This is a genomic window from Agromyces sp. NPDC055661, from assembly GCF_053618135.1.
The window spans coordinates 1,408,530-1,427,059 of sequence record NZ_JBSHHC010000001.1 but is presented as its reverse complement, the minus strand read 5'-3'; the positions used below and the strand labels follow the sequence as shown (position 1 = coordinate 1,427,059).

Annotated in this window: 16 protein-coding genes and 2 tRNA genes; 12 read left to right on the top strand and 6 right to left on the bottom strand. The window is 71.6% G+C overall.

The window, feature by feature from the left end:
• Positions 1 to 68: 68 nt before the first annotated feature.
• Positions 69 to 1,694 (bottom strand): phosphoglucomutase (alpha-D-glucose-1,6-bisphosphate-dependent), encoded by a 1,626-nt coding sequence (gene pgm, locus ACWGO8_RS06520; protein WP_452042280.1) that lies wholly within the window; start codon positions 1,692 to 1,694, stop codon positions 69 to 71.
• A gap of 92 nt (positions 1,695 to 1,786) precedes the next feature.
• Positions 1,787 to 3,088, bottom strand: coding sequence for a DUF445 domain-containing protein (locus ACWGO8_RS06515; protein WP_452042279.1), 1,302 nt, complete (start codon positions 3,086 to 3,088; stop codon positions 1,787 to 1,789).
• A 191-nt stretch (positions 3,089 to 3,279) separates the two neighbouring features.
• On the opposite strand from ACWGO8_RS06515, the gene pheA reads away from it, so the two are divergent.
• From pheA to ACWGO8_RS06500, 3 genes are all read left to right on the top strand, one after another.
• Positions 3,280 to 4,233, top strand: a complete 954-nt coding sequence (gene pheA, locus ACWGO8_RS06510; RefSeq protein WP_452042278.1) for a prephenate dehydratase — start codon at positions 3,280 to 3,282, stop codon at positions 4,231 to 4,233.
• A gap of 104 nt (positions 4,234 to 4,337) precedes the next feature.
• Positions 4,338 to 4,913: a hypothetical protein gene (locus ACWGO8_RS06505; protein ID WP_452042277.1), complete on the top strand. Its 576-nt coding sequence runs from the start codon at positions 4,338 to 4,340 to the stop codon at positions 4,911 to 4,913.
• Positions 4,910 to 5,221, top strand: coding sequence for a hypothetical protein (locus ACWGO8_RS06500; RefSeq protein WP_452042276.1), 312 nt, complete (start codon positions 4,910 to 4,912; stop codon positions 5,219 to 5,221). Before ACWGO8_RS06505 ends, ACWGO8_RS06500 begins: the two co-directional genes overlap by 4 nt.
• 7 nt (positions 5,222 to 5,228) lie before the next feature.
• On the opposite strand, the gene ACWGO8_RS06495 is transcribed toward ACWGO8_RS06500, so the two are convergent.
• The gene (locus ACWGO8_RS06495) at positions 5,229 to 6,248 is read right to left on the bottom strand and encodes a diacylglycerol/lipid kinase family protein (RefSeq protein ID WP_452042275.1); all 1,020 of its coding nucleotides are present in this window, start codon (positions 6,246 to 6,248) and stop codon (positions 5,229 to 5,231) included.
• Between the two features lie 148 nt (positions 6,249 to 6,396).
• On the opposite strand from ACWGO8_RS06495, the gene serS reads away from it, so the two are divergent.
• From serS to ACWGO8_RS06465, 6 genes are all read left to right on the top strand, one after another.
• Positions 6,397 to 7,665, top strand: a complete 1,269-nt coding sequence (gene serS, locus ACWGO8_RS06490) for a serine--tRNA ligase (RefSeq protein WP_452042274.1) — start codon at positions 6,397 to 6,399, stop codon at positions 7,663 to 7,665.
• Complete coding sequence (locus ACWGO8_RS06485) at positions 7,662 to 8,492, top strand: HAD family hydrolase (RefSeq protein WP_452042273.1); 831 nt, start codon at positions 7,662 to 7,664, stop codon at positions 8,490 to 8,492. Before serS ends, ACWGO8_RS06485 begins: the two co-directional genes overlap by 4 nt.
• A 118-nt stretch (positions 8,493 to 8,610) precedes the next feature.
• Positions 8,611 to 9,831 (top strand): LCP family protein, encoded by a 1,221-nt coding sequence (locus tag ACWGO8_RS06480; RefSeq protein ID WP_452042272.1) that lies wholly within the window; start codon positions 8,611 to 8,613, stop codon positions 9,829 to 9,831.
• A 183-nt stretch (positions 9,832 to 10,014) separates the two neighbouring features.
• A tRNA-Ser gene (locus ACWGO8_RS06475) sits at positions 10,015 to 10,099 on the top strand.
• A gap of 37 nt (positions 10,100 to 10,136) precedes the next feature.
• Positions 10,137 to 11,429, top strand: a complete 1,293-nt coding sequence (locus tag ACWGO8_RS06470; RefSeq protein WP_452042271.1) for an LCP family protein — start codon at positions 10,137 to 10,139, stop codon at positions 11,427 to 11,429.
• Positions 11,430 to 11,628: 199 nt separating this feature from the next.
• A tRNA-Ser gene (locus tag ACWGO8_RS06465) sits at positions 11,629 to 11,717 on the top strand.
• A 68-nt stretch (positions 11,718 to 11,785) separates the two neighbouring features.
• Here the strand turns inward: ACWGO8_RS06465 and ACWGO8_RS06460 are convergent.
• The gene (locus tag ACWGO8_RS06460) at positions 11,786 to 12,247 is read right to left on the bottom strand and encodes a methyltransferase family protein (RefSeq protein ID WP_452042270.1); all 462 of its coding nucleotides are present in this window, start codon (positions 12,245 to 12,247) and stop codon (positions 11,786 to 11,788) included.
• Between the two features lie 216 nt (positions 12,248 to 12,463).
• Between ACWGO8_RS06460 and ACWGO8_RS06455 the strand changes: the two genes are divergently transcribed.
• Positions 12,464 to 13,570: a ThuA domain-containing protein gene (locus ACWGO8_RS06455; RefSeq protein ID WP_452042269.1), complete on the top strand. Its 1,107-nt coding sequence runs from the start codon at positions 12,464 to 12,466 to the stop codon at positions 13,568 to 13,570.
• Between the two features lie 120 nt (positions 13,571 to 13,690).
• Here the strand turns inward: ACWGO8_RS06455 and ACWGO8_RS06450 are convergent, their stop codons facing one another.
• Positions 13,691 to 14,710, bottom strand: coding sequence for a zinc-dependent alcohol dehydrogenase (locus ACWGO8_RS06450; RefSeq protein WP_452042268.1), 1,020 nt, complete (start codon positions 14,708 to 14,710; stop codon positions 13,691 to 13,693).
• Between the two features lie 98 nt (positions 14,711 to 14,808).
• On the opposite strand from ACWGO8_RS06450, the gene ACWGO8_RS06445 reads away from it, so the two are divergent.
• Positions 14,809 to 15,852 carry a LacI family DNA-binding transcriptional regulator gene (locus ACWGO8_RS06445; RefSeq protein ID WP_452042267.1) on the top strand — a complete coding sequence of 348 codons (1,044 nt, stop codon included), beginning with the start codon at positions 14,809 to 14,811 and terminating at the stop codon, positions 15,850 to 15,852.
• Positions 15,853 to 15,952: 100 nt separating this feature from the next.
• Here the strand turns inward: ACWGO8_RS06445 and ACWGO8_RS06440 are convergent, their stop codons facing one another.
• Entirely contained in the window at positions 15,953 to 16,678 is a 726-nt protein-coding gene (locus ACWGO8_RS06440; protein WP_452042266.1) for a TetR/AcrR family transcriptional regulator, read from the bottom strand.
• A gap of 191 nt (positions 16,679 to 16,869) precedes the next feature.
• Between ACWGO8_RS06440 and ACWGO8_RS06435 the strand changes: the two genes are divergently transcribed.
• Positions 16,870 to 18,525, top strand: a complete 1,656-nt coding sequence (locus tag ACWGO8_RS06435) for an amidohydrolase (RefSeq protein WP_452042265.1) — start codon at positions 16,870 to 16,872, stop codon at positions 18,523 to 18,525.
• Positions 18,526 to 18,530: the final 5 nt, after the last annotated feature.

Sequence of the window (18,530 nt, the reverse complement as noted above, 5' to 3'; positions counted from 1 at the left end):
TGGAGGTCGGTCGCGTGCATCGTCGCACCCGGGGGTCGGGGTGGGGAATCGTCGCGCGTCGAGGCGCGTCAGCCGAGGGCTGCGTCGACCACGCGCTTGGCCTCCTCCTGCACGACCGCGAGGTGCTCGGGCCCCTTGAACGACTCGGCGTAGATCTTGTACACGTCCTCGGTGCCGCTCGGGCGCGCCGCGAACCAGGCGTCGGCGGTCTGCACCTTGACGCCGCCGATCGCCGCGTCGTTGCCGGGCGCGTGCGAGAGCTTCGCCGTGATGGGCTCGCCGGCCAGCTCGGTCGCCGCGATCGCGTCGCCGTCGAGCTTGCCCAGCGCGGCCTTCTGCGCGGGGGTGGCCGCGGCATCCGTGCGCTGGTAGGCGGGGTCGCCGAACCGCTCGACGAGCTCGGCGTAGAGCTGCGACGGCGACTTGCCCGTGACCGCACGGATCTCGGACGCGAGCAGGCACAGCAGGATGCCGTCCTTGTCGGTCGTCCAGACGGTGCCGTCCTTGCGCAGGAACGAGGCGCCCGCGCTCTCCTCGCCGCCGAACGCGACCGATCCGTCGATCAGGCCCGGGACGAACCACTTGAAGCCGACCGGCACCTCCCAGAGGCGGCGGCCGAGCGACTCGGCGACGCGGTCGATCATCGAGCTCGAGACGAGCGTCTTGCCGATCGCGGCATCCGACCGCCATTCGGGGCGGTGGGTGTAGAGGTACTCGATCGCGACCGCGAGGTAGTGGTTGGGGTTCATCAGGCCGCCGTCGGGCGTGACGATGCCGTGCCGGTCGGCGTCGGCGTCGTTGCCCGTGAGGATGTCGTAGCCCTCGGCGTTCGCGAGCACCGAGGCCATGGCCGAGGGGCTCGACGGGTCCATGCGGATCTTGCCGTCCCAGTCGAGCGTCATGAACGACCAGGCCGGGTCGACGCGCTCGTTCACCACCGTGAGGTCGATGCCGTACTTGTCGCGGATCGCGGCCCAGTAGTGCACGGATGCCCCGCCCAGCGGGTCGGCGCCGATGCGGATGCCCGACTCGCGGATCGCGTCGAAGTCGATGATGCTGCCGAGGTCGTCGACGTAGTTCGAGCGGAAGTCGAACATCTCGACGCCGCTCGGCTCGGCCTGGTTCACCTCTCGGCAGTCGTCGGCGAGGAGGTCGTTCGCCCGGTTCGCGATCCAGGTCGTGGCGTCGGAGTCGGCCGGGCCGCCGTGCGGCGGGTTGTACTTGAAGCCGCCGTCCTGCGGCGGGTTGTGGGACGGAGTGATGACGATGCCGTCGGCCTCGCCCTCGGCGCGCTTCGCGGGGTCGTTGTTCCACGTCAGGATCGCGTGGGACAGCGCCGGCGTGGGCACGTAGTCGTCGTACTGGTCGGTGAGCACGCGCACGTTGTTGGCCACGAGCACGTCGAGCGCCGTGGTCTGCGCCGGGGCGCTCAGCGCGTGCGTGTCGGCGCCGATGAACAGCGGACCGGTGACGCCCTGCGCGGTGCGGTACTCGACGATCGCCTGCGTGATCGCGAGGATGTGCCGCTCGTTGAAGCTGCGGTTGAACGAGGAGCCGCGGTGGCCCGAGGTGCCGAACGCGACGCGTTGCTCGGGGATCGAGACGTCGGGTTCGAGGTCGTAGTAGGCCCTGACGAGAGCCTCGACGTCGATGAGATCGGATTCGGTCGCCGGGGTTCCCGCTCGCTCGTGCATCCTCACAGTCTGCCGCGCATGCCCGGCGGGCGACACCCCCTCGGGACGGGCTGTCGGTCGATCGCGACCCCGTGGCAGTGGGTGCCGAATCCCTAGACCAGCGCCTGCACCGCCGTCGCGATCGAGTAGATCGTCACGCCCGCGAGCGCCCCCACGACCGTGCCGTTGATGCGGATGTACTGCAGGTCGCGGCCGACCTGCAGCTCCAGCTTCTCGGTGGTCTCGCGCGGGTCCCAGCGCTCGACGGTCTCGGTGATGACGCCCGCGATCTCGTGCCGGTAGTTGCGCACGACGTAGGCCGCGGCATCCGTCACCCACTCGTCGACCTTGGCGGCGAGCTCCTCGTCGGTCGCGAGGCGCGCACCCACTTCGAGGACGGCCGAGCGGAAGCCTTTGCGCAGCTCGCTGTCGGGGTCGGCCAGCGCCTGGTCGAGCGTCGCCTTCACGCTCGCCCACGCCTCGCCCGCGAACTCGCGCACGCGCGGGCTGTCGAGCAGGTCGGCCTTGAGCCGCTCGACCCGGTCGATCATGGCGGGGTCGTGCTGCAGGTCGTCGGTGAGCTCGGCCAGCCAGCGGTCGATGGCGCCGCGCAGCGGATGCTGCGGGTCGGAGCGCACCGTGCGCACGAACGCGAGCACCTCCCGATGCGCCCGGTCGTCGACGAGCCTGTCGACGAAGCCCGGCAGCCACTTCGGCAGCCGGTCGGACACCATGGAGCCGAACGCCTCGGGGTGCGCGAAGAGCCACACCTCGGCCTTCTCGAGCACGGCGTCGATCGCGGCGCGCTGCTGGTCGGCGGCGACGAGCCGCGCGCCGAGCCGGCCCATGGCGGGACCCCACTCGGGCTCGAACAGGTGCTTCCGGGCGAGTTGCTCGATGACGTCCTCGACGTCGTCGTCGCCGAGCAGCGTGAGCACGCCGCGCGCCGCGACCGACGCCTCGGAGGTGAGGAGGTCCGCGTTCTCGGGCACGGCGAGCCACTCGCCGAGACGCCGCGCGATGCCGACCGAGCGGAGCTTGCCGACGACGACCTCCTCGGAGAGGAACTCCTGCTCGACGAACGCGCCGAGCGTCGCGCCGATCTCGTCCTTGCGGGTCGGGATGATCGCCGTGTGCGGGATCTTGATCCCGAGCGGATACCGGAACAGGGCGGTGACCGCGAACCAGTCCGCGATCGCGCCGACCATGGCCCCCTCGGCCGCCGCGCGCACGTAGCCGAGCCACGGGATCTCGTCCTGCAGTGCGAAGGACACCGCGAACACGACGGCGGCGACGAGCAGGAGGCTCGTCGCGACGCGCTTCATGCGCTTGAGCGCCGCGAGCCGCTCGGCATCCGTCGGCAGCGGGCGCGGCGTACGTGCCGGTGCGGCCTCGCGTTCCCCGATGGTCGTCATGCGCCGTCCCCTCCCGCTCTCGCTAGCCTTTCTCAGGACGCGCTGGGACACAACGCCCGCTTCTCAGGAGAACACGCCGCGGCCGGCCGCGATTCGCGCCCGGGATTCCTGAGAAACGGTGGCTGGCAGCGCGGGCCGGCGGCGGCGGGGGCGCGCCGGCGCGGCATCCGCCGCTGGATAGGCTTGCGTCCATGACGGATGCCGCCCCCACGCCACCCGAGGAGACGTACTCCTATCTCGGGCCGGCCGGCACGTTCACCGAGGCCGCGCTGAAGCAGGTGCCCGAGGCCGCCGGCAAGCACTGGCGCTCGGTCAACAACGTCGGGGAGGCGCTCGCCGACGTGACGAGCGGGCGCTCGGTGGCCGCGATGATCGCGATCGAGAACTCCGTCGAGGGCGGCGTCTCCGCCACGCAGGACGCGCTCGCGACCGTGCCCGGCCTCCGCATCGTCGGCGAGTACGTCGTCCCCGTGAACTTCGTGCTCGTGGCCCGGCCCGGCACCGCGCTCGGCGACGTCCGCATCGTGAACGCCCACCCCGTGGCCTACGCGCAGTCGCGCGGCTGGCTCGAGCGCGAGCTGCCCGAGCACGGGCACATCCCGGCGACGAGCAACGTGCAGGCCGCGGCATCCCTGTTCGAGGGCAGCCAGGCGGACGCCGCGGTGGCTCCGCCCGGCATCACCGAGCACCTCGACCTCGAAGTGCTCGCCCGCGACATCGGCGACAACCCCAACGCGGTGACCCGGTTCGTGCTCGTCTCGCGCTCGCGGATCCTCGCCGAGCCGACGGGGGCCGACAAGACGAGCCTCATCGTCGAACTGCCCGACGACGAGCCCGGATCGCTGCTCGCGATGCTCGAGCAGTTCTCGACGCGCGGCGTGAACCTCTCGCTGCTGCAGTCCCGTCCCATCGGCGACGCCCTCGGCCGCTACCGGTTCGTTGTCGACCTCGACGGGCACATCGCCGATGAGCGCGTCGCCGACGCCCTGCTCGGCCTCCGCCGCACGAGCCCCAACGTCATCTTCCTCGGCTCGTACCCGCGTGCCGACCGCCAGGAGGTGTCGTACCACTCGAAGTACGACGACGAGATCTTCATCGAGGCGCGCGACTGGCTGCGGGGACTGCTCAGCGGCGAGCCCGACTGACGCTCGACGCCGCTGCCCGCCCGCGCGAGCCACTCGACCGGCCGACCGGCCGCGAGGACGCCGAGGCGCGGTACTGTGACGATGATCGTCTTCGGAGGGAGCCCATGACCGAGACGCGGCCGCCCCAGGGGATCGACCCCCGGTTCGACCCCCGGTTCCAGCGCGGCTACGACGGCGAGGTGGACGCTCCGGTCGCCCCGTTCGCCGATGAGCGGCCGGCAGCGGATGCCGCGGCATCCGTCGCCGAGCGGTCGACGGACGTCGGCCAACGTGCCGTCGCACCCGTCGCCGACGCACCCGCCGCGGCCGAGCCCGTCCGGAGGTCGGCTCCGGCGACGGCGCCCGGGCCGCGTGCCGCCGCCTCGACGGAGCCCGACGAGGCGGACGACCTCTTCCCGCCCGAGTTCGCGGAGGCCGACGACGAGCCGTCGCCGGCCGACCCGTGGTTCCTCGCCGCCTGGGGCGTCGCGATCATCGCGATCGTCGTGGGCGGCGCGTTCTGGTGGGCGGGCCTCATGGCCGACAACCCGTTCTCCGGCGTCAACCAGTCCGACCGGTGGCTCCAGTACGTCGGCTGGGTCGTCGCGCCGTCGCTCATCCAGGGCGGCCTGCTCGGGCTCGTCGCCATGTTCGTGTGGACGGGCATCCGCTGGGCCCGTCGCCATTCGGAGCGCTCGTGATCGCCCGGCTGCTGCGGAACCCCGCCGCGATCGCGCTGGTGGTGATCGTGCTCGCCGCGGCCGCGCTCACCATCTGGGCGGTGGGTGTCGTGGTCGAGGACACCGGCGAGATCTTCCTCAATCCCGATCCCAGCGAGGCGGCCATCGCGCAGTACCGCATCATCCAGGTCGCCAACGCGATCCCGCAGCCCGCGACGCTCGTGGGCGTGGTCGCACTGCTCGGCTTCATCATCGTCGGCGCCGTGACGAACCGCGTCGTCGACGCCGACCTCGAGCGTCGTCGCGCCGAGAGGTTTGACGAGCGCTGATCTGCGGTCAGTCCTCGACGCGCACGAGCAGGGCGGCGGGGTCCACGCGGAAGCGGGCGGACACCACGGTGCCGAACTCGTCGCCGTCGATCTCGAACTCCTCGGCATCCGCCTCGATCTCGATGTCGACCGACCGGCCGCGCGAGTAGACGACCTCGCGACGGCGGCTGCCGCCCGTGAGGTCGAGGAACTGGCGTCCGAGCGCGCTCTTGCGCAGCACGCGGTTCTCCCAGGTGACGCGGCGCCAGACGAGCAGCCAGCCCATGAGGTTGCGTGGTTGCAGCACCACCACGTCGAGCTTGCCGTCGTCGAGTTCCGCGTCGGGGATGAGCTCGATGTTGCCCGGCAGGTAGCCGAGGTTGGCCACCAGGATGCTCGACACCCGCGAGCGGTGCAGGCGCCCGGCATCCGTTCGGTACACCACCCGGTACGGCTTCGACGCGGGGATCGCCCGCAGCCCCGCGTCCACGTAGGCGAGCCAGCCGACCCGCTTCTTCAGGTCGGGGTTGGTGTTCGCGATCATGGCGGCGTCGATGCCGATGCCCGACATCACGAGCGAGGCGTGCGTCTCGTTGGTGCCGTCGGCGCGGGTGATGTCGGCCACGAGCACGTCGATCGCCCGGTCGACGCCCGCGAAGGCGAGCACGACCGCGTCGTCGTGGTCGTTCACCGGGATGCCGAGGTTGCGGGCGAAGAGGTTGCCCGTGCCGAGCGGGACGAGGCCGATCGGCACGCCGGTGCCGCGCGCGGCGGCCGCCACCGACCGCACGGTGCCGTCGCCGCCCGCCGCGATGATGAGGTCGACGCCCGCGGCGATCGCCTCGCGCGCCATGCCCTTGCCCGGGTCGTCGACCGTGGTCTCGAGCCACAGCGAGGGGGCGTAGTGCTGCCGATCCTCCGCGGACTTCACGGCGGCGCGCAGCAGGTCGATCCCGCTCTTCGTCGGGTTGTAGATCACGGCCGCGCGCAGCTGTCCGCCGGCCCCGTCCACGCCTGTGGCCGCCTTGTGATGCGCATCCCCGGTCACGCTGCAACCGTATCGCCTCGAGCCGAGCGGATGCCCCGCGCCGCCGCCGTCGGTCCGTCGCCCGACCGGCGCCCGTCCGGGCTCCCGCCCCCGCCCCGGGCGGTCGGCGGCCCCGGGCGGTCGGCGGGCCCGGGCTAGACTGGCTCGCGTGATCGACCCCGTGCTGCTCCGCGAGAACCCCGAGCTGATCAAGCAATCGCAGGAGCTGCGCGGCGAGTCATCCGGCTTCGTCGACGACGCGCTCGCCGCGGATGCCGCGCGCCGCACGGCCATCTCCGAGTTCGAGTCCCTCCGCGCCGAGCAGAACGCGTTCGGCAAGCAGGTCGCCAAGGCGCCCAAGGAGGAGAAGGCCGCGCTCGTCGCGCAGGCGCAGGAGCTCGCCGCGAAGGTGAAGGAAGCGAACCAGCGCGCCGGCGAGGCCGAGTCCGCATTCACGACGGCCATGCAGCGCATCGGCAACGTCGTCATCGATGGCGTCCCGGCCGGCGGTGAAGACGACTTCATCGTGCTCCGCGAGGTCGGCGAGATCCCGGCGTTCGAGTTCGAGCCGCGCGATCACCTCGAGCTCGGCGAACTGCTCGACGCCATCGACATGTCGCGCGGCGCCAAGGTCTCGGGTGCGCGCTTCCACTTCCTCAAGGGCGTCGGCGCCCGGCTCGAGCTCGCGCTCATGAACATGGGCCTCGACCGGGCCATCGCCAACGGCTTCACCCCGCTCATCACGCCGACGCTCGTGCGTCCCGAGATCATGCAGGGCACCGGCTTCCTCGGCGCGCACGCCGAGGAGGTCTACCACCTCCCCGCCGACGACCTCTACCTCGTGGGCACCAGCGAGGTGGCGCTCGCCGGGTACCACTCCGACGAGATCATCGACCTCTCCGACGGCCCGCTCCGCTACGCGGGCTGGTCGACCTGCTACCGCCGCGAGGCGGGCAGCCACGGCAAGGACACCCGCGGCATCATCCGCGTGCACCAGTTCGACAAGCTCGAGATGTTCAGCTACGTCGACCCGGCCGATGCCGAGGCCGAGCACGAGCGCCTGCTCGGCTGGCAGGAGGACATGCTGCAGTCCCTCGGCCTCGCCTACCGCGTCATCGACGTGGCGGCCGGCGATCTCGGCTCGAGCGCCGCGCGCAAGTTCGACGTCGAGGCGTGGGTGCCGACGCAGCAGGCCTACCGCGAGCTCACCTCCACCTCGAACTGCACGACGTTCCAGGCGCGCCGCCTCGACATCCGCCACCGCACCGAGAGCGGGAAGACGGCGCCGGTCGCGACGCTCAACGGCACGCTCGCCACGACGCGCTGGATCGTCGCCATCCTCGAGACCCACCAGCAGGCCGACGGCTCGGTCGTGGTGCCAGAGGCGCTCCGCGGCTACCTCGGCGGCCTCGAGGTGCTGGAGCCCAAGCGCGCATGAGCATGCCGGCCCCCCGACCCGCCGAAGCCGCGGAGCCGTGGCTCGTCGCGCTCGACGTCGACGGCACGATCCTGCATGAAGACGAGTCGATCGACGAGCGCGTCGCCGACGCGATCCTCGCGGCGCGTGAGCGCGGCCACGAGGTGACGCTCGCCACCGGGCGGTCGTGGGCCACGACGTTGCCCGTGCTCGAGCGCCTCGGCCTCAGCCCCGAGTACGTGGTGTGCGCGAACGGCGCCATCACGATGCGACGCGACGACGGGGCATCCGGCGGCTACTCGCGTGCGCATGTGGAGACCTTCGACCCGACTGCGGTGCTCGAGCGCATCCGGTCCTTCCTCCCGAGCGGGCGGTTCATGGTCGAGCTGCCCGACGGGTACCGCCTCTTCACGCAGGGCATGACCGACTGGAACCTCGAGAACGCCCACGAGGTGCGGTTCGACGAGCTGCTCGACCAGCGCGCGACGCGCGTGGTCGTGGTGTCGCCCGACCACGAGCTCGAGGAGTTCCTGCGCATCGTCGAGGAGATGGGCCTGCACCAGGTGAGCTACGCGATCGGCTGGACCGCGTGGCTCGACATCGCCCCCGACGGCGTGAGCAAGGCCACCGCGCTCGAGCGTGTCCGCGGCTGGCTCGATCTCCCGTCCGACCGGGTCATCGCCGTCGGCGACGGCCGCAACGACATCGAGATGTTCTCGTGGGCCGGCGCGGCAGGCCGCTCGGTGGCCATGGGCCAGGCCCCCGCCGAGGTGCGCGCGGCCGCGGGGGAGACCGCCGACGACGTGGACCACGCCGGCCTCGCGGCAGTGCTCGACTCGCTTCCCTGACGACATCCCGCCCGCTCGCGGCCTCGCCGGTTATCATCAGCGAGTCGGGAGGGGCGCGATGAGCGGTCGGTCTGCACCGGAGGAGCCCGTCGAGCCTGCCGTCCCGAGACACGGGCGGATGCCACGGCACGGCGCCTGGGCGACCTACGGCAAGATCGCGGCGGCCGTCGTCGCCGTGCTCGCCATCAGTGCGACCGCGGTCGTCGGCTACGCCGCGGTCGACCTGCTCGCGACGGCCGCGGTGAAGCCGCCCGTGAAGCTCGAGAGCGAGAAGATGCTCGAGAACGTGCCCGACATCGGGGCGATGGAGGGCGGGCTCAACTTCCTGCTCGTCGGCAGCGACAAGCGGCCCGACGACGGCGCCTTCGGCGACCCCGAGGAGGAGTCGGCCGTGCTCAACGACGTGACGATGCTGCTGCACATCTCGCAGGACCACAGCCACGTCGAGGTCGTCAGCTTCCCGCGCGACATGCTCGTGGACGTGCCCGAGTGCGTCGATCCGAACAACCCCGAGGGCGAGCGGCTCTCCGCGTTGTCGGAGACGAGGATGAACGAGGTGCTCTCGTGGGGCGGCTTCGGCTGCGTCGCCGCCACCATCGAGCAACTCACGGGGGTGCAGATCCCCGTCGGCGGCATCGTCGAGTTCTACGGGGTGGCGGCGCTGTCCTCTGCGATCGGCGGCGTCGACGTCTGCGTCGTCGACCGCATCGAAGATCCCTATACCGGGCTCTTCCTCGATCCCGGGACGCATTCCCTGCAGGGCATGGACGCCCTCGCGTTCCTCCGCACCCGGCACGGCGTCGGCGACGGCAGCGACCTCGGGCGCATCTCGAACCAGCAGACGTTCCTCGCGTCGCTCATGCGCACGATGCAGAGCTCGGGCACCCTCGGCGACCCGGTGAAGCTGTACTCGATCGCCAAGGCCGTGCTCTCGAACATGACGCTCTCGACCGCGCTGCAGAACCCGGCGCAGCTCATGGCGATCGCGCGCACGCTGCAGGACATCGACCTCTCGAAGATCGTCTTCGTGCAGTATCCGACCGTGTACACCGATGGGTTCTCGGCGGTCGTGCCGGCCGAGTCGGCCCAGGCGCTCAATGCGGCGCTCGTCGCCGACCACCCCATCGCGATCGACCCCAACGCGACGAACAGCTCCGACTTCGGCACCGTGACCGACCCGAACGCACCGGCCCAGCCCGAGGCGCCCGCCACCGAGGCGCCGGCGACGGATGCCCCGCCCACCGCGGCGCCCACCACGCCGCCGGCCGACGCCCTGCCGTCGGACGTGACCGGCCAGACCGCAGCCGACGTGCGCTGCTCGAGCGCGAACGAGGGCTGACGAGCGATCGCGGCATCCGCCATGCCCGGGATGCTGCGGATGTGTGCGGCCCGCGGCATCCGTCGACCGACCCGAATCAGCGCCTTCTCAGGGTCGAATGAGAGGCTCGTGGGAATGCGCTTCGGCTAGAATCGGGGCCTGCCTGTGCGACGTGGCCCCTCACGGGGCTTCGGCGCGCCGGTTGGAGGGCTGTCCGAGCGGCCGATGGAGCTGGTCTTGAAAACCAGTGGGCAGCAATGCCTCGTGGGTTCGAATCCCACGCCCTCCGCGCGCACGACCCTTGACCACGACACGAGAGGCATCGGGTGAATCAGGACCTGCGTCACAGCTCACGTCGCGCCGCGAAGACCTCGTCCATCGCACGTCACGGGCGACTCAAGGCCCACAGCGCGTGGAGGACGGTGGCGAAGGTCGCGGCATCCGTCGTCGCGATCACCCTGATCTCCGGTTCCGCCGTCGCCGCCTACGCGGCCTGGGACCTCGCCAGCACCGTGCAGCCCACGGTCAAGCTCGAGAGCGAGAAGGCGCTCGAGGGCGTGCCCGACGTCGGTGCGATGGAGGGCGGCGTGAACCTGCTGCTCATCGGCAGCGACAGCCGCGCCGGCCAGGGCGACGGCTTCGGCGACCCCGACGAGGAGACCGCCGTCCTCAACGACGTGACGATCCTGATGCACATCTCGCAGGACCACACGAACGCCTCCGTCGTGAGCTTCCCCCGCGACATGCTCGTCGACGTCCCCGCGTGCCAGGACCCGAACGATCCCTCGAGCACGCTCGACGAGCTCTACGGCGTGAAGATCAACTCCGTGCTCTCGTACGGCGGCATGAACTGCGTCGTCGAGACCGTGCAGTCGCTCACGGGCGTGACGATCCCGTTCGCGGGCATCGTGCAGTTCATGGGCGTCGCGGGCCTCTCCGAGGCCGTCGGCGGCGTCGAGGTCTGCGTCGCCGACCCGATCGAAGACGAGTACACCGGCACGTTCCTCGACGCCGGCAACCACACGCTGAGCGGCGTCGCCGCCCTGCAGTTCCTCCGCACGCGCCACGGCGTGGGCGACGGCAGCGACCTCGGCCGCATCTCGAACCAGCAGGTCTTCATGTCGGCGCTCGCCCGCAAGCTGCAGGGCGAGGGCACGCTGAGCGACCCGGTCAAGCTGTACTCGATCGCCAAGGCCGCGCTCGCCAACATGCAGCTCTCCTCGAGCCTCGCGGACCCCACGCGCATGATCTCGATCGCGAAGGCGCTGAAGGACACCGACCTCGGGTCGATCGCGTTCATCCAGTACCCGACCGCATACTCCGACGACGCTGTCGTGCCGACGGACTCGGCCCAGCTCGTCAACCTGGCGCTCCAGGAGGACCGTCCGGTTTCGTTCAACTACGACAGCTCCTCGTCGGCCTTCGCGTCGGCCGGCGACCCGAACGCCGCACCGCCCGCCGAGGCCCCGGCCGAGGAGGCGCCGCCCGCCGAGGAGGCCCCCGCGTCGGATGCCGCGGCACCGCCGGTCGCGTCCGCGGAGGCGCTGCCCACCGACGTGTCGGGCCAGACCGCGGCCGAGACCCGCTGCTCGGCCGGGCGTTCGCTCGACGACCAGTAGGTGTTCGCTCGGCGTCTGCCCGGCTGCCCGGCTGTGGTTCGGTCGCCCTCGAGATGACGCGAATCGCCCTTCCCGCGGTTCGGGGAGGGCGTTTCGCGTTCTCTCGACGGCCGCCGGTGGGAGCTGATTCGCCCGAATCGTCGTTCGCGGCATCCGCGGGTTATGATGGCTGTCGCGTCTGCGCGCAAGCGCGTCGCGAGGAGACGTCGCATAGTCCGGTCGAGTGCACCACCCTGCTAAGGTGGAGTCCCCGTAAGGGGACCGCGGGTTCAAATCCCGCCGTCTCCGCTCGATGAAAGCCCCGATCGTCCATGAGTTCACGGACAGCGGGGCTTTCTGCGGTGGCGGCCGGGTGGCTACAACCACCGCCGCACCCGCGCGCGATACGCGTTGTACTCTGCACCGAACTTCGCGCTGAGATATCGCTCCTCGGGTGCGATGGCCCCCCACCACAGCGCCGCGACCCCGACCGGCGTGAGCACGAGCGCCCAGAACGACGGCCAGAGCAGCGCCAGCGCCACGTCGAGCGCGATCAATCCGAGGTAGAGCGGGTTGCGGCTCACCGCGAACGGTCCGGTGTCGAGGATCGTGCTCGTCGAGTCGCCGGGGAGCAGCGCCGTCCGATGTCGACCCATGAGCCAGAGCGCCCAGCCGTTCCAGATGGCGAACGCGATGAGGAGGACGATCGACACCGTCCGCGAGAGCGTGACCGGCATCGGGATCGGGTCTCCGACGATGGCCGTGACGCCCCACCCGATCACGAGTGGCACACCGAGTGCGATCGGCGGCCAGATCCGGTAGGCGGGCGCGTCGGCCATGCCCGCAGTGTAGCCCGGCGCCCGCCCCCCGAGTCCGAGGAAGCATTCCTCTCTTTCGAGGATCCTCGGCGAAAGGTGACGGGAAAGCGGTTGACATCCGTCACCGCGCGGCAATAGGGTCAGGTCTGTAAATATGTCGTCTGCGGCAACATATTCACCGTGCACATCCGTGCAGGCGGCGTTCGGCAGGGTCCACTCGAAGAGGAGAAACGACCAATGAAGCAACACGTCCAACGGGCGATCACCGGGCTCTGCGCCGTCGGGGTCACGCTCAGCCTCGGCATCGCGGCGGCGCCCGCGAACGCCGCCGATGAGGACTACCAGGTGCTCGTCGTGGGGGAAACCCTCGGCTTCCGCCACTCGCACATCGACGACACGACGCGCGCCATCATCGCCCTCGGGGAGGAGAACGGCTTCGGCGTCGACGTCTGGGACCCGCCGCAGGGCAGCTCGCCCGGCCAGCCGACCCTCACCCTCCCGAGCTCGCCGTTCACGACGGCCGCCGACCTGTCGAAGTACGCGACCATCATCTTCGCGTCGCCCGTCGACGCGACGAACAACCTCGACCCGAACCGTCCGCGCCTGCTCAACGACACCGAGCTCGCGGCGTTCCAGGGCTACATCCGCGGAGGCGGCGGCTACGTCGGCCTCCACGCGGCGACCGACTCGATGCACACCGTGCCGTGGTACAGCGAGCTGACCGGCGGCAGCGCGCGCTTCCGCAACCACCCCGCCCAGCAGACGGCGACGATGCGCGTCGAGAGCCCGGGGCATCCGTCGACCACCATGCTGCCCGCCGAGTGGGTGCGCTTCGACGAGTGGTACAACTTCACGGCGAACCCGCGCGAGTCGGTGCACGTGCTCATCACGCTCGACGAGTCGACCTACAACCCGGGCAACGGCGCGATGGGTGCCGACCACCCGCTCGCCTGGTGCCAGAACTTCGAGGGCGGCCGCTCGTGGTACGAGGGCGCGGGGCACACGGATGCCTCGTGGAGCGACCCGCTCTTCCTCGCGCACGTGCTCGGCGGCATCGAGTGGACCGCCGGCAAGGTCACCGGTGGCGGCGACTGCGTGACGTTCAACGAGGTGGACGGCATCATCGCCGGCCTCGCCGACGGCTCGAACCGGGTCGAGAAGCTCTCGGCCGGCGTCACCGCCTACCTCGAGACCGCTGAGGCCGCGGCCGACGCGGGCGACCACGAGGGCGCGATCGAGGTGCTCAAGCAGGCCAAGGGCAAGGCGCACGGTCTCCAGGACGACACGCTCGTCGCGAAGATCGCCGACCTCATCGAGTGGCAGGAGGCGCTCGCGGCCGCCTAGTCGCGATCCAGGCCCGGAGGGCCCTCGGCGCATTGCCGGGGGCCCTCCGTCATGCCCGGCGCATCCGACACGGCGAGGTCCCCGGCAGGCGCCGGGGACCTCGCCCGTTCCCGAAGGCGGTCAGTCCAGCGTGACCATCACCTTGTCGGCCGCACCGGGGGTCGCGGCCACCTCGAGGGCCGTGAGCACGTCCTCCACCGGGAACCGGTCGCTGATGATGAGCCGGTACTTCTCCCAGTTGGCGACGAGGTCGTCGGTGACCTCGAAGATCTCGGTCGGGTAGCCCATCGACATGATGATCGAGATCTCACTGGTGAGGATCGCGCCGAAGTCGACCTCGACCGGCTTCTTGTGCACGGCCGGGATGGTGAGGCGCGCTCCCTGCTTGGCGTTCGCGAGCACGGTCTGCACGACGACGCCGGCGCCCGCGGCGTCGATGAAGACGTCGGTGTCGGGTCGGGCGCCACGCTGGCCGATGACGGCCGGCGCCTCGCCCTGCAGTTCGATGAGGCGGGCGGCGACGTCCTCCTCGGCCGAGTTCACGACGGCGTCGGCCCCGACGAGGAGGGCCTTCTCGAGTCGGTTCGGCAGGATGTCCACGACGACCACGTTCGCGACCCCCTTCGCCTTCAGCGACAGCAGCGCGCCGAGGCCGATCGGGCCCGCGCCGAACACGACGGCGTTCTCGCCCGCTGCGGCGCCCGAGCGGTTGACCGCATGCCGGGCGACGGCCATGGGCTCGTTGAGCGCGGCGACCTCGAATGGGATGTGCGCCGGGATGACCCGGAAGTGCACCCCGGCCTCGGCGCCCCTGAGGACGACGAGCGGGGAGAACGCGCCCTGCGCGCCGCCCGAGCCGATGATGCCGTCGGACGCGGCCATCGGGTTGATGACGACGTGGTCGCCGACCTCCGCGCCCCGCACGTTCGCACCGACCTCGACGATCTCACCCGCGGGCTCGTGGCCGAGCGGCGTCGCGCCCTGTCGTGGCGGGATGCCGCCGTACGTCGTGTACATGTGGTCGGACCCGCAGATGCCGCACGCCCGGATGCGCACCAGCACGTCGTCAGGGCCGGCGACCGGCTCGGGTGTCTCCACGATGCCGGTCGTCCCGGGACCGGTGACCATGACCGTCTTCATCGACTGCTCCAGTTCTCGCCGGTTGTGGTCCGGCGTCTCCGGGACATCTTAACTAAATCGAATTAGTAATCCCCCCGACGCCGGGTACGCTGAGGGCCATGCCCGGCGCCAGAGTGACGATGAAGGACGTCGCGCGCGCCAGCGGCGTCTCGCCGGCGACGGTGAGCTTCGTGCTCAACGACCGGCCGGGGCAGACGATCCCGCCGGCCACGCGCGATCGCGTGCACGCCGCCGCCGCCGAGCTCGGCTATGTCCCGCACGGCGTCGCCCGGGCCCTGCGGGAGGGCTCATCGCGCATCGTCGTGCTCAAGGTGGCCCGGCTCCCGCACGGCGGCGCCGCCCTCACGAGCTTCATCGACGGGCTGGATGCGGAGCTCGCCCGGCTCGGGCACACCCTCCTGGTCCGCTACGGCAGCGATCCCGACGGCGACGCGCGCCTCGTCGCCGCGATCTCACCGCGGGCCGTGCTCGACCTCGACGCGCTCTACTTCGGCGACGAGCGGGCGGATGCCGCGGACGCGCCCTTCTCCGAACCCGGATCGCAGCCTCGCCCCGTCGTGCCCGAGGGCGGGTGGACCGACGGCATGGCCGCCCACACCGCGACCCAGGTGCGGTACCTCGCGGAGCGCGGGCATCGCTCGATCGCCATGGCCGTCGCGATCGATCCGGCCGTCGCCCGGCTGGTCGACCTCCGCCTCGAGTACGCGCGGCACGTCGCCCGCGAGCTGGGGCTGGGCACGGTCCCCGTCCTGGAGTTCGGCGGGGCATCCGCGCCCGACGGCCCGCTTCGGGACGCGTCTGCGCCCGACGGACCGCTTCGCGATGCATCCGCCGCCGACGCGGTCGCGTTGCAGCAGCTGCTCGGCGCCCACCCCGAGGTCACCGCGGTGGCCGCATCCGACGACGCGTCGGCGATCCGCGTGCTCGCCGCGGCGGCGGCGATCGGTCTCGACGTGCCGGGTCGGCTCGCGGTCATCGGGTTCGACGACGCCGGCGTCGGCGCCCATTGGTCGCCCCGGCTCACGACCGTGCGGATCGACGCGGCCGCCTACGGGCGCCGAGCCGCACGCGCGCTCCTCGGCGTGCCGGCCGTCGACGTGGCGCCGCAGCCGGCCGTCGTCGTGCGCCGCGAGTCCGCGTGATCGCGAAGACCGTCGCGAGCACGGCCACGAGGTACCAGGACTCAGGATCGTGCCGTAGGCGCTGCACCGGCGGTCATGACGCCGCCGCGCCATCCGTCGCTCAGCCGGCGGATGCCGCGGCCGTGCGCTCGGCCGACTGGATGACCGCCTCGACACCGAGCCGGAAGAGGTCGCGGTCCTGCAGGTCGGTGAGCTGCGCATTCATCGCGGTGATGAGCGGGTACTTGCGCGGATCCGCGAGGATCGGCCCCTCGATCCACGGGCTGGCATCGACGTCGGACTCGCCCCGCTCGCCGCGGGCCCGGGCGATGCCGGCCGCGCTCGAGAGCGTGTGCGAGGCGAGCAGGGCGTAGTGGCGCACGAGGTCCTCGCCGTCGAGGCCGGCGCGTGAGAACGCGTCGAGCATGAGCTCCACCGCGTCGAGCTCGCCGGGGCCGTGCGTGGTGAGCACGACGGCCTCGACGCCGATCGCGGGGTAGCGCGCGAACTCCTCGAGCGTGACGTCGGAGAGCTGGCGGATGCGCGCCCGCCAGTCCGCGGGGTCGGCGGTGACTGCGGCCACGCAGCGGCCGATGAGCTCGTCGAGGAGCGCCTCCATCAGGTGCTGCTTGTTGCGGAAGTGGCGGTAGATCGCCGTGGGGTCCGCGCCGAGCCGGGATCCGAGCTCGCGGACCGAGATCGACGAGGTGCCGGGCACTGCGGCCAGGTCGAGGCCCGCCGTGATGATCGTGTCGCGATCGAGCCGTGTCTTGCCGTTCGCGCCGGCCTGCGAGCCGGTCGAGCCGGCGCGCGACGGCCTCGAGCGGTCGGGGCTCGTCGTCGTCATGGTGCTCCTGCCCGTTCGCCGGTCCTTCATGGTGCCACGCCCGCGACCCCCGTGTCAGCACACGTGCGGGCGTGGCAGGGCTCCAGCATAACGAATTGGCCAACGGTGCTGTCAACAGTGTTGACATCGGTGTTGGGGCGCGACTACGCTCGCCGAATCCCACCCGTTCGACGAGGAAGCGAGGGGCGCTGTTGCCTGCAGACGTACTGTTCACCGGCGGAGCCGTGTTCACCGGAACCGGGGAGCCCCTGCATGGGCATGCCGTGGTCGTGACGGGAGACCGGATCACCGCCGTGGTGCCCGAGTCCGAGGCATCCGCGCACATCGGCGAGGCCACGCGCGTGGTCGACCTCGGCGGCGCCCTGCTCAGCCCGGGCTTCCAGGACGCGCACGTGCACCCGCTGAGCGCGGGCGTCGAGCTCCTCATGTGCAACCTCACCGAGGCGACGGATGCCGCGGACGCCGTCGCACGGGTCGAGGCCTACGCCGACGCGAACCCCGACGAGGCCTGGATCCAGGGCGGCGGCTGGTCGATGGACCACTTCCCGGGGGGAGCGCCCGTGCGCACGCTGCTCGACGCGGTCGTGCCCGACCGCCCGATCGTGCTCATGAGCCGCGACCACCACTCGACGTGGGCGAACACCGCGGCGATCACCGCGGCCGGCATCGACGCCGCGACGCCCGACCCGGCCGACGGACGCATCGAGCGCGAGGCCGACGGCACGCCGGCTGGCACGTTCCACGAGGGCGCGAGCGACCTGTTCGACCACGTGCGTCCGAAGATCGGCGCCGACCTCGCGTACGCCGGCCTGCTCCGCGCGCAGGACGAGCTCATCGCGCTCGGCATCACCGGATGGCAGGACGCGTGGGTCGGCACCGGCCTCGGCGGCGTGCAGGACGTGGCATCCGTCTACCGTCGTGCCCTGCTCGACGGCACGCTGCGCGCCCATGTCGTGGGCGCCCAGTGGTGGGAGCGGGCCGGCGGCCTCGAGCAGGTCGAGGAGATGACGGTGCGGCGGGCCGAGTTCGCGGCGCTCGACGGCGGCCGCTTCACGCTCGGCACCACGAAGATCATGGTCGACGGCGTCGCCGAGAACCAGACCGCCGCGATGCTCACCCCGTACCGCGACGTGCACGGGCACGACACCGCGAACAGCGGCCTCTCGTTCATCGACCCCGAGCAGCTGCGCGAGATCGTGACCCTGCTCGACGGCGCCGGCTTCCAGGTGCACTTCCACGCACTCGGCGACCGGGCCGTGCGCGAGGCGCTCGACGCGGTCGAGGCCGCCCGTGCCACGAACGGCCCGACCGACGGGCGGCACCACCTCGCGCACCTGCAGGTCGTCGAGGAGACCGAGACCGCCCGCTTCGCCGAGCTCGACGCGGTCGCCAACATCCAGGCGCTCTGGGCCACCCACGAAGACCAGATCGACGAACTCACGCTGCCGTTCCTGCAGGACGGCGCCGAGGCGCGCCAGTACCCCTTCGGCGACCTCGTGCGGCACGGCGCCCGACTCGCCGCGGGCAGCGACTGGCCGGTCTCGAGCGCCGACCCGATGGACGCGATCCACATCGCGGTCACCCGCGTGGCCCCCGGCCGCGACGACGAGCCGCTCGGCGGCGCTCACCAGCGCCTCGACCTCGCCACCGCGATGGCCGCCTACACCTCGGGCACCGCCTGGGTGAACCACCGCGACCACGACACCGGTCACGTGCGCGAGGGCTACCTCGCCAACCTCGTCGTGCTCGACCCCGACCCGTTCTCCCTCCCCGCCGACGAGATCCACCGATCCACCGTGGAGTCCACGTGGATCGAGGGCGAGCTCGTCTACTCCCGCACCACCTGACCCCT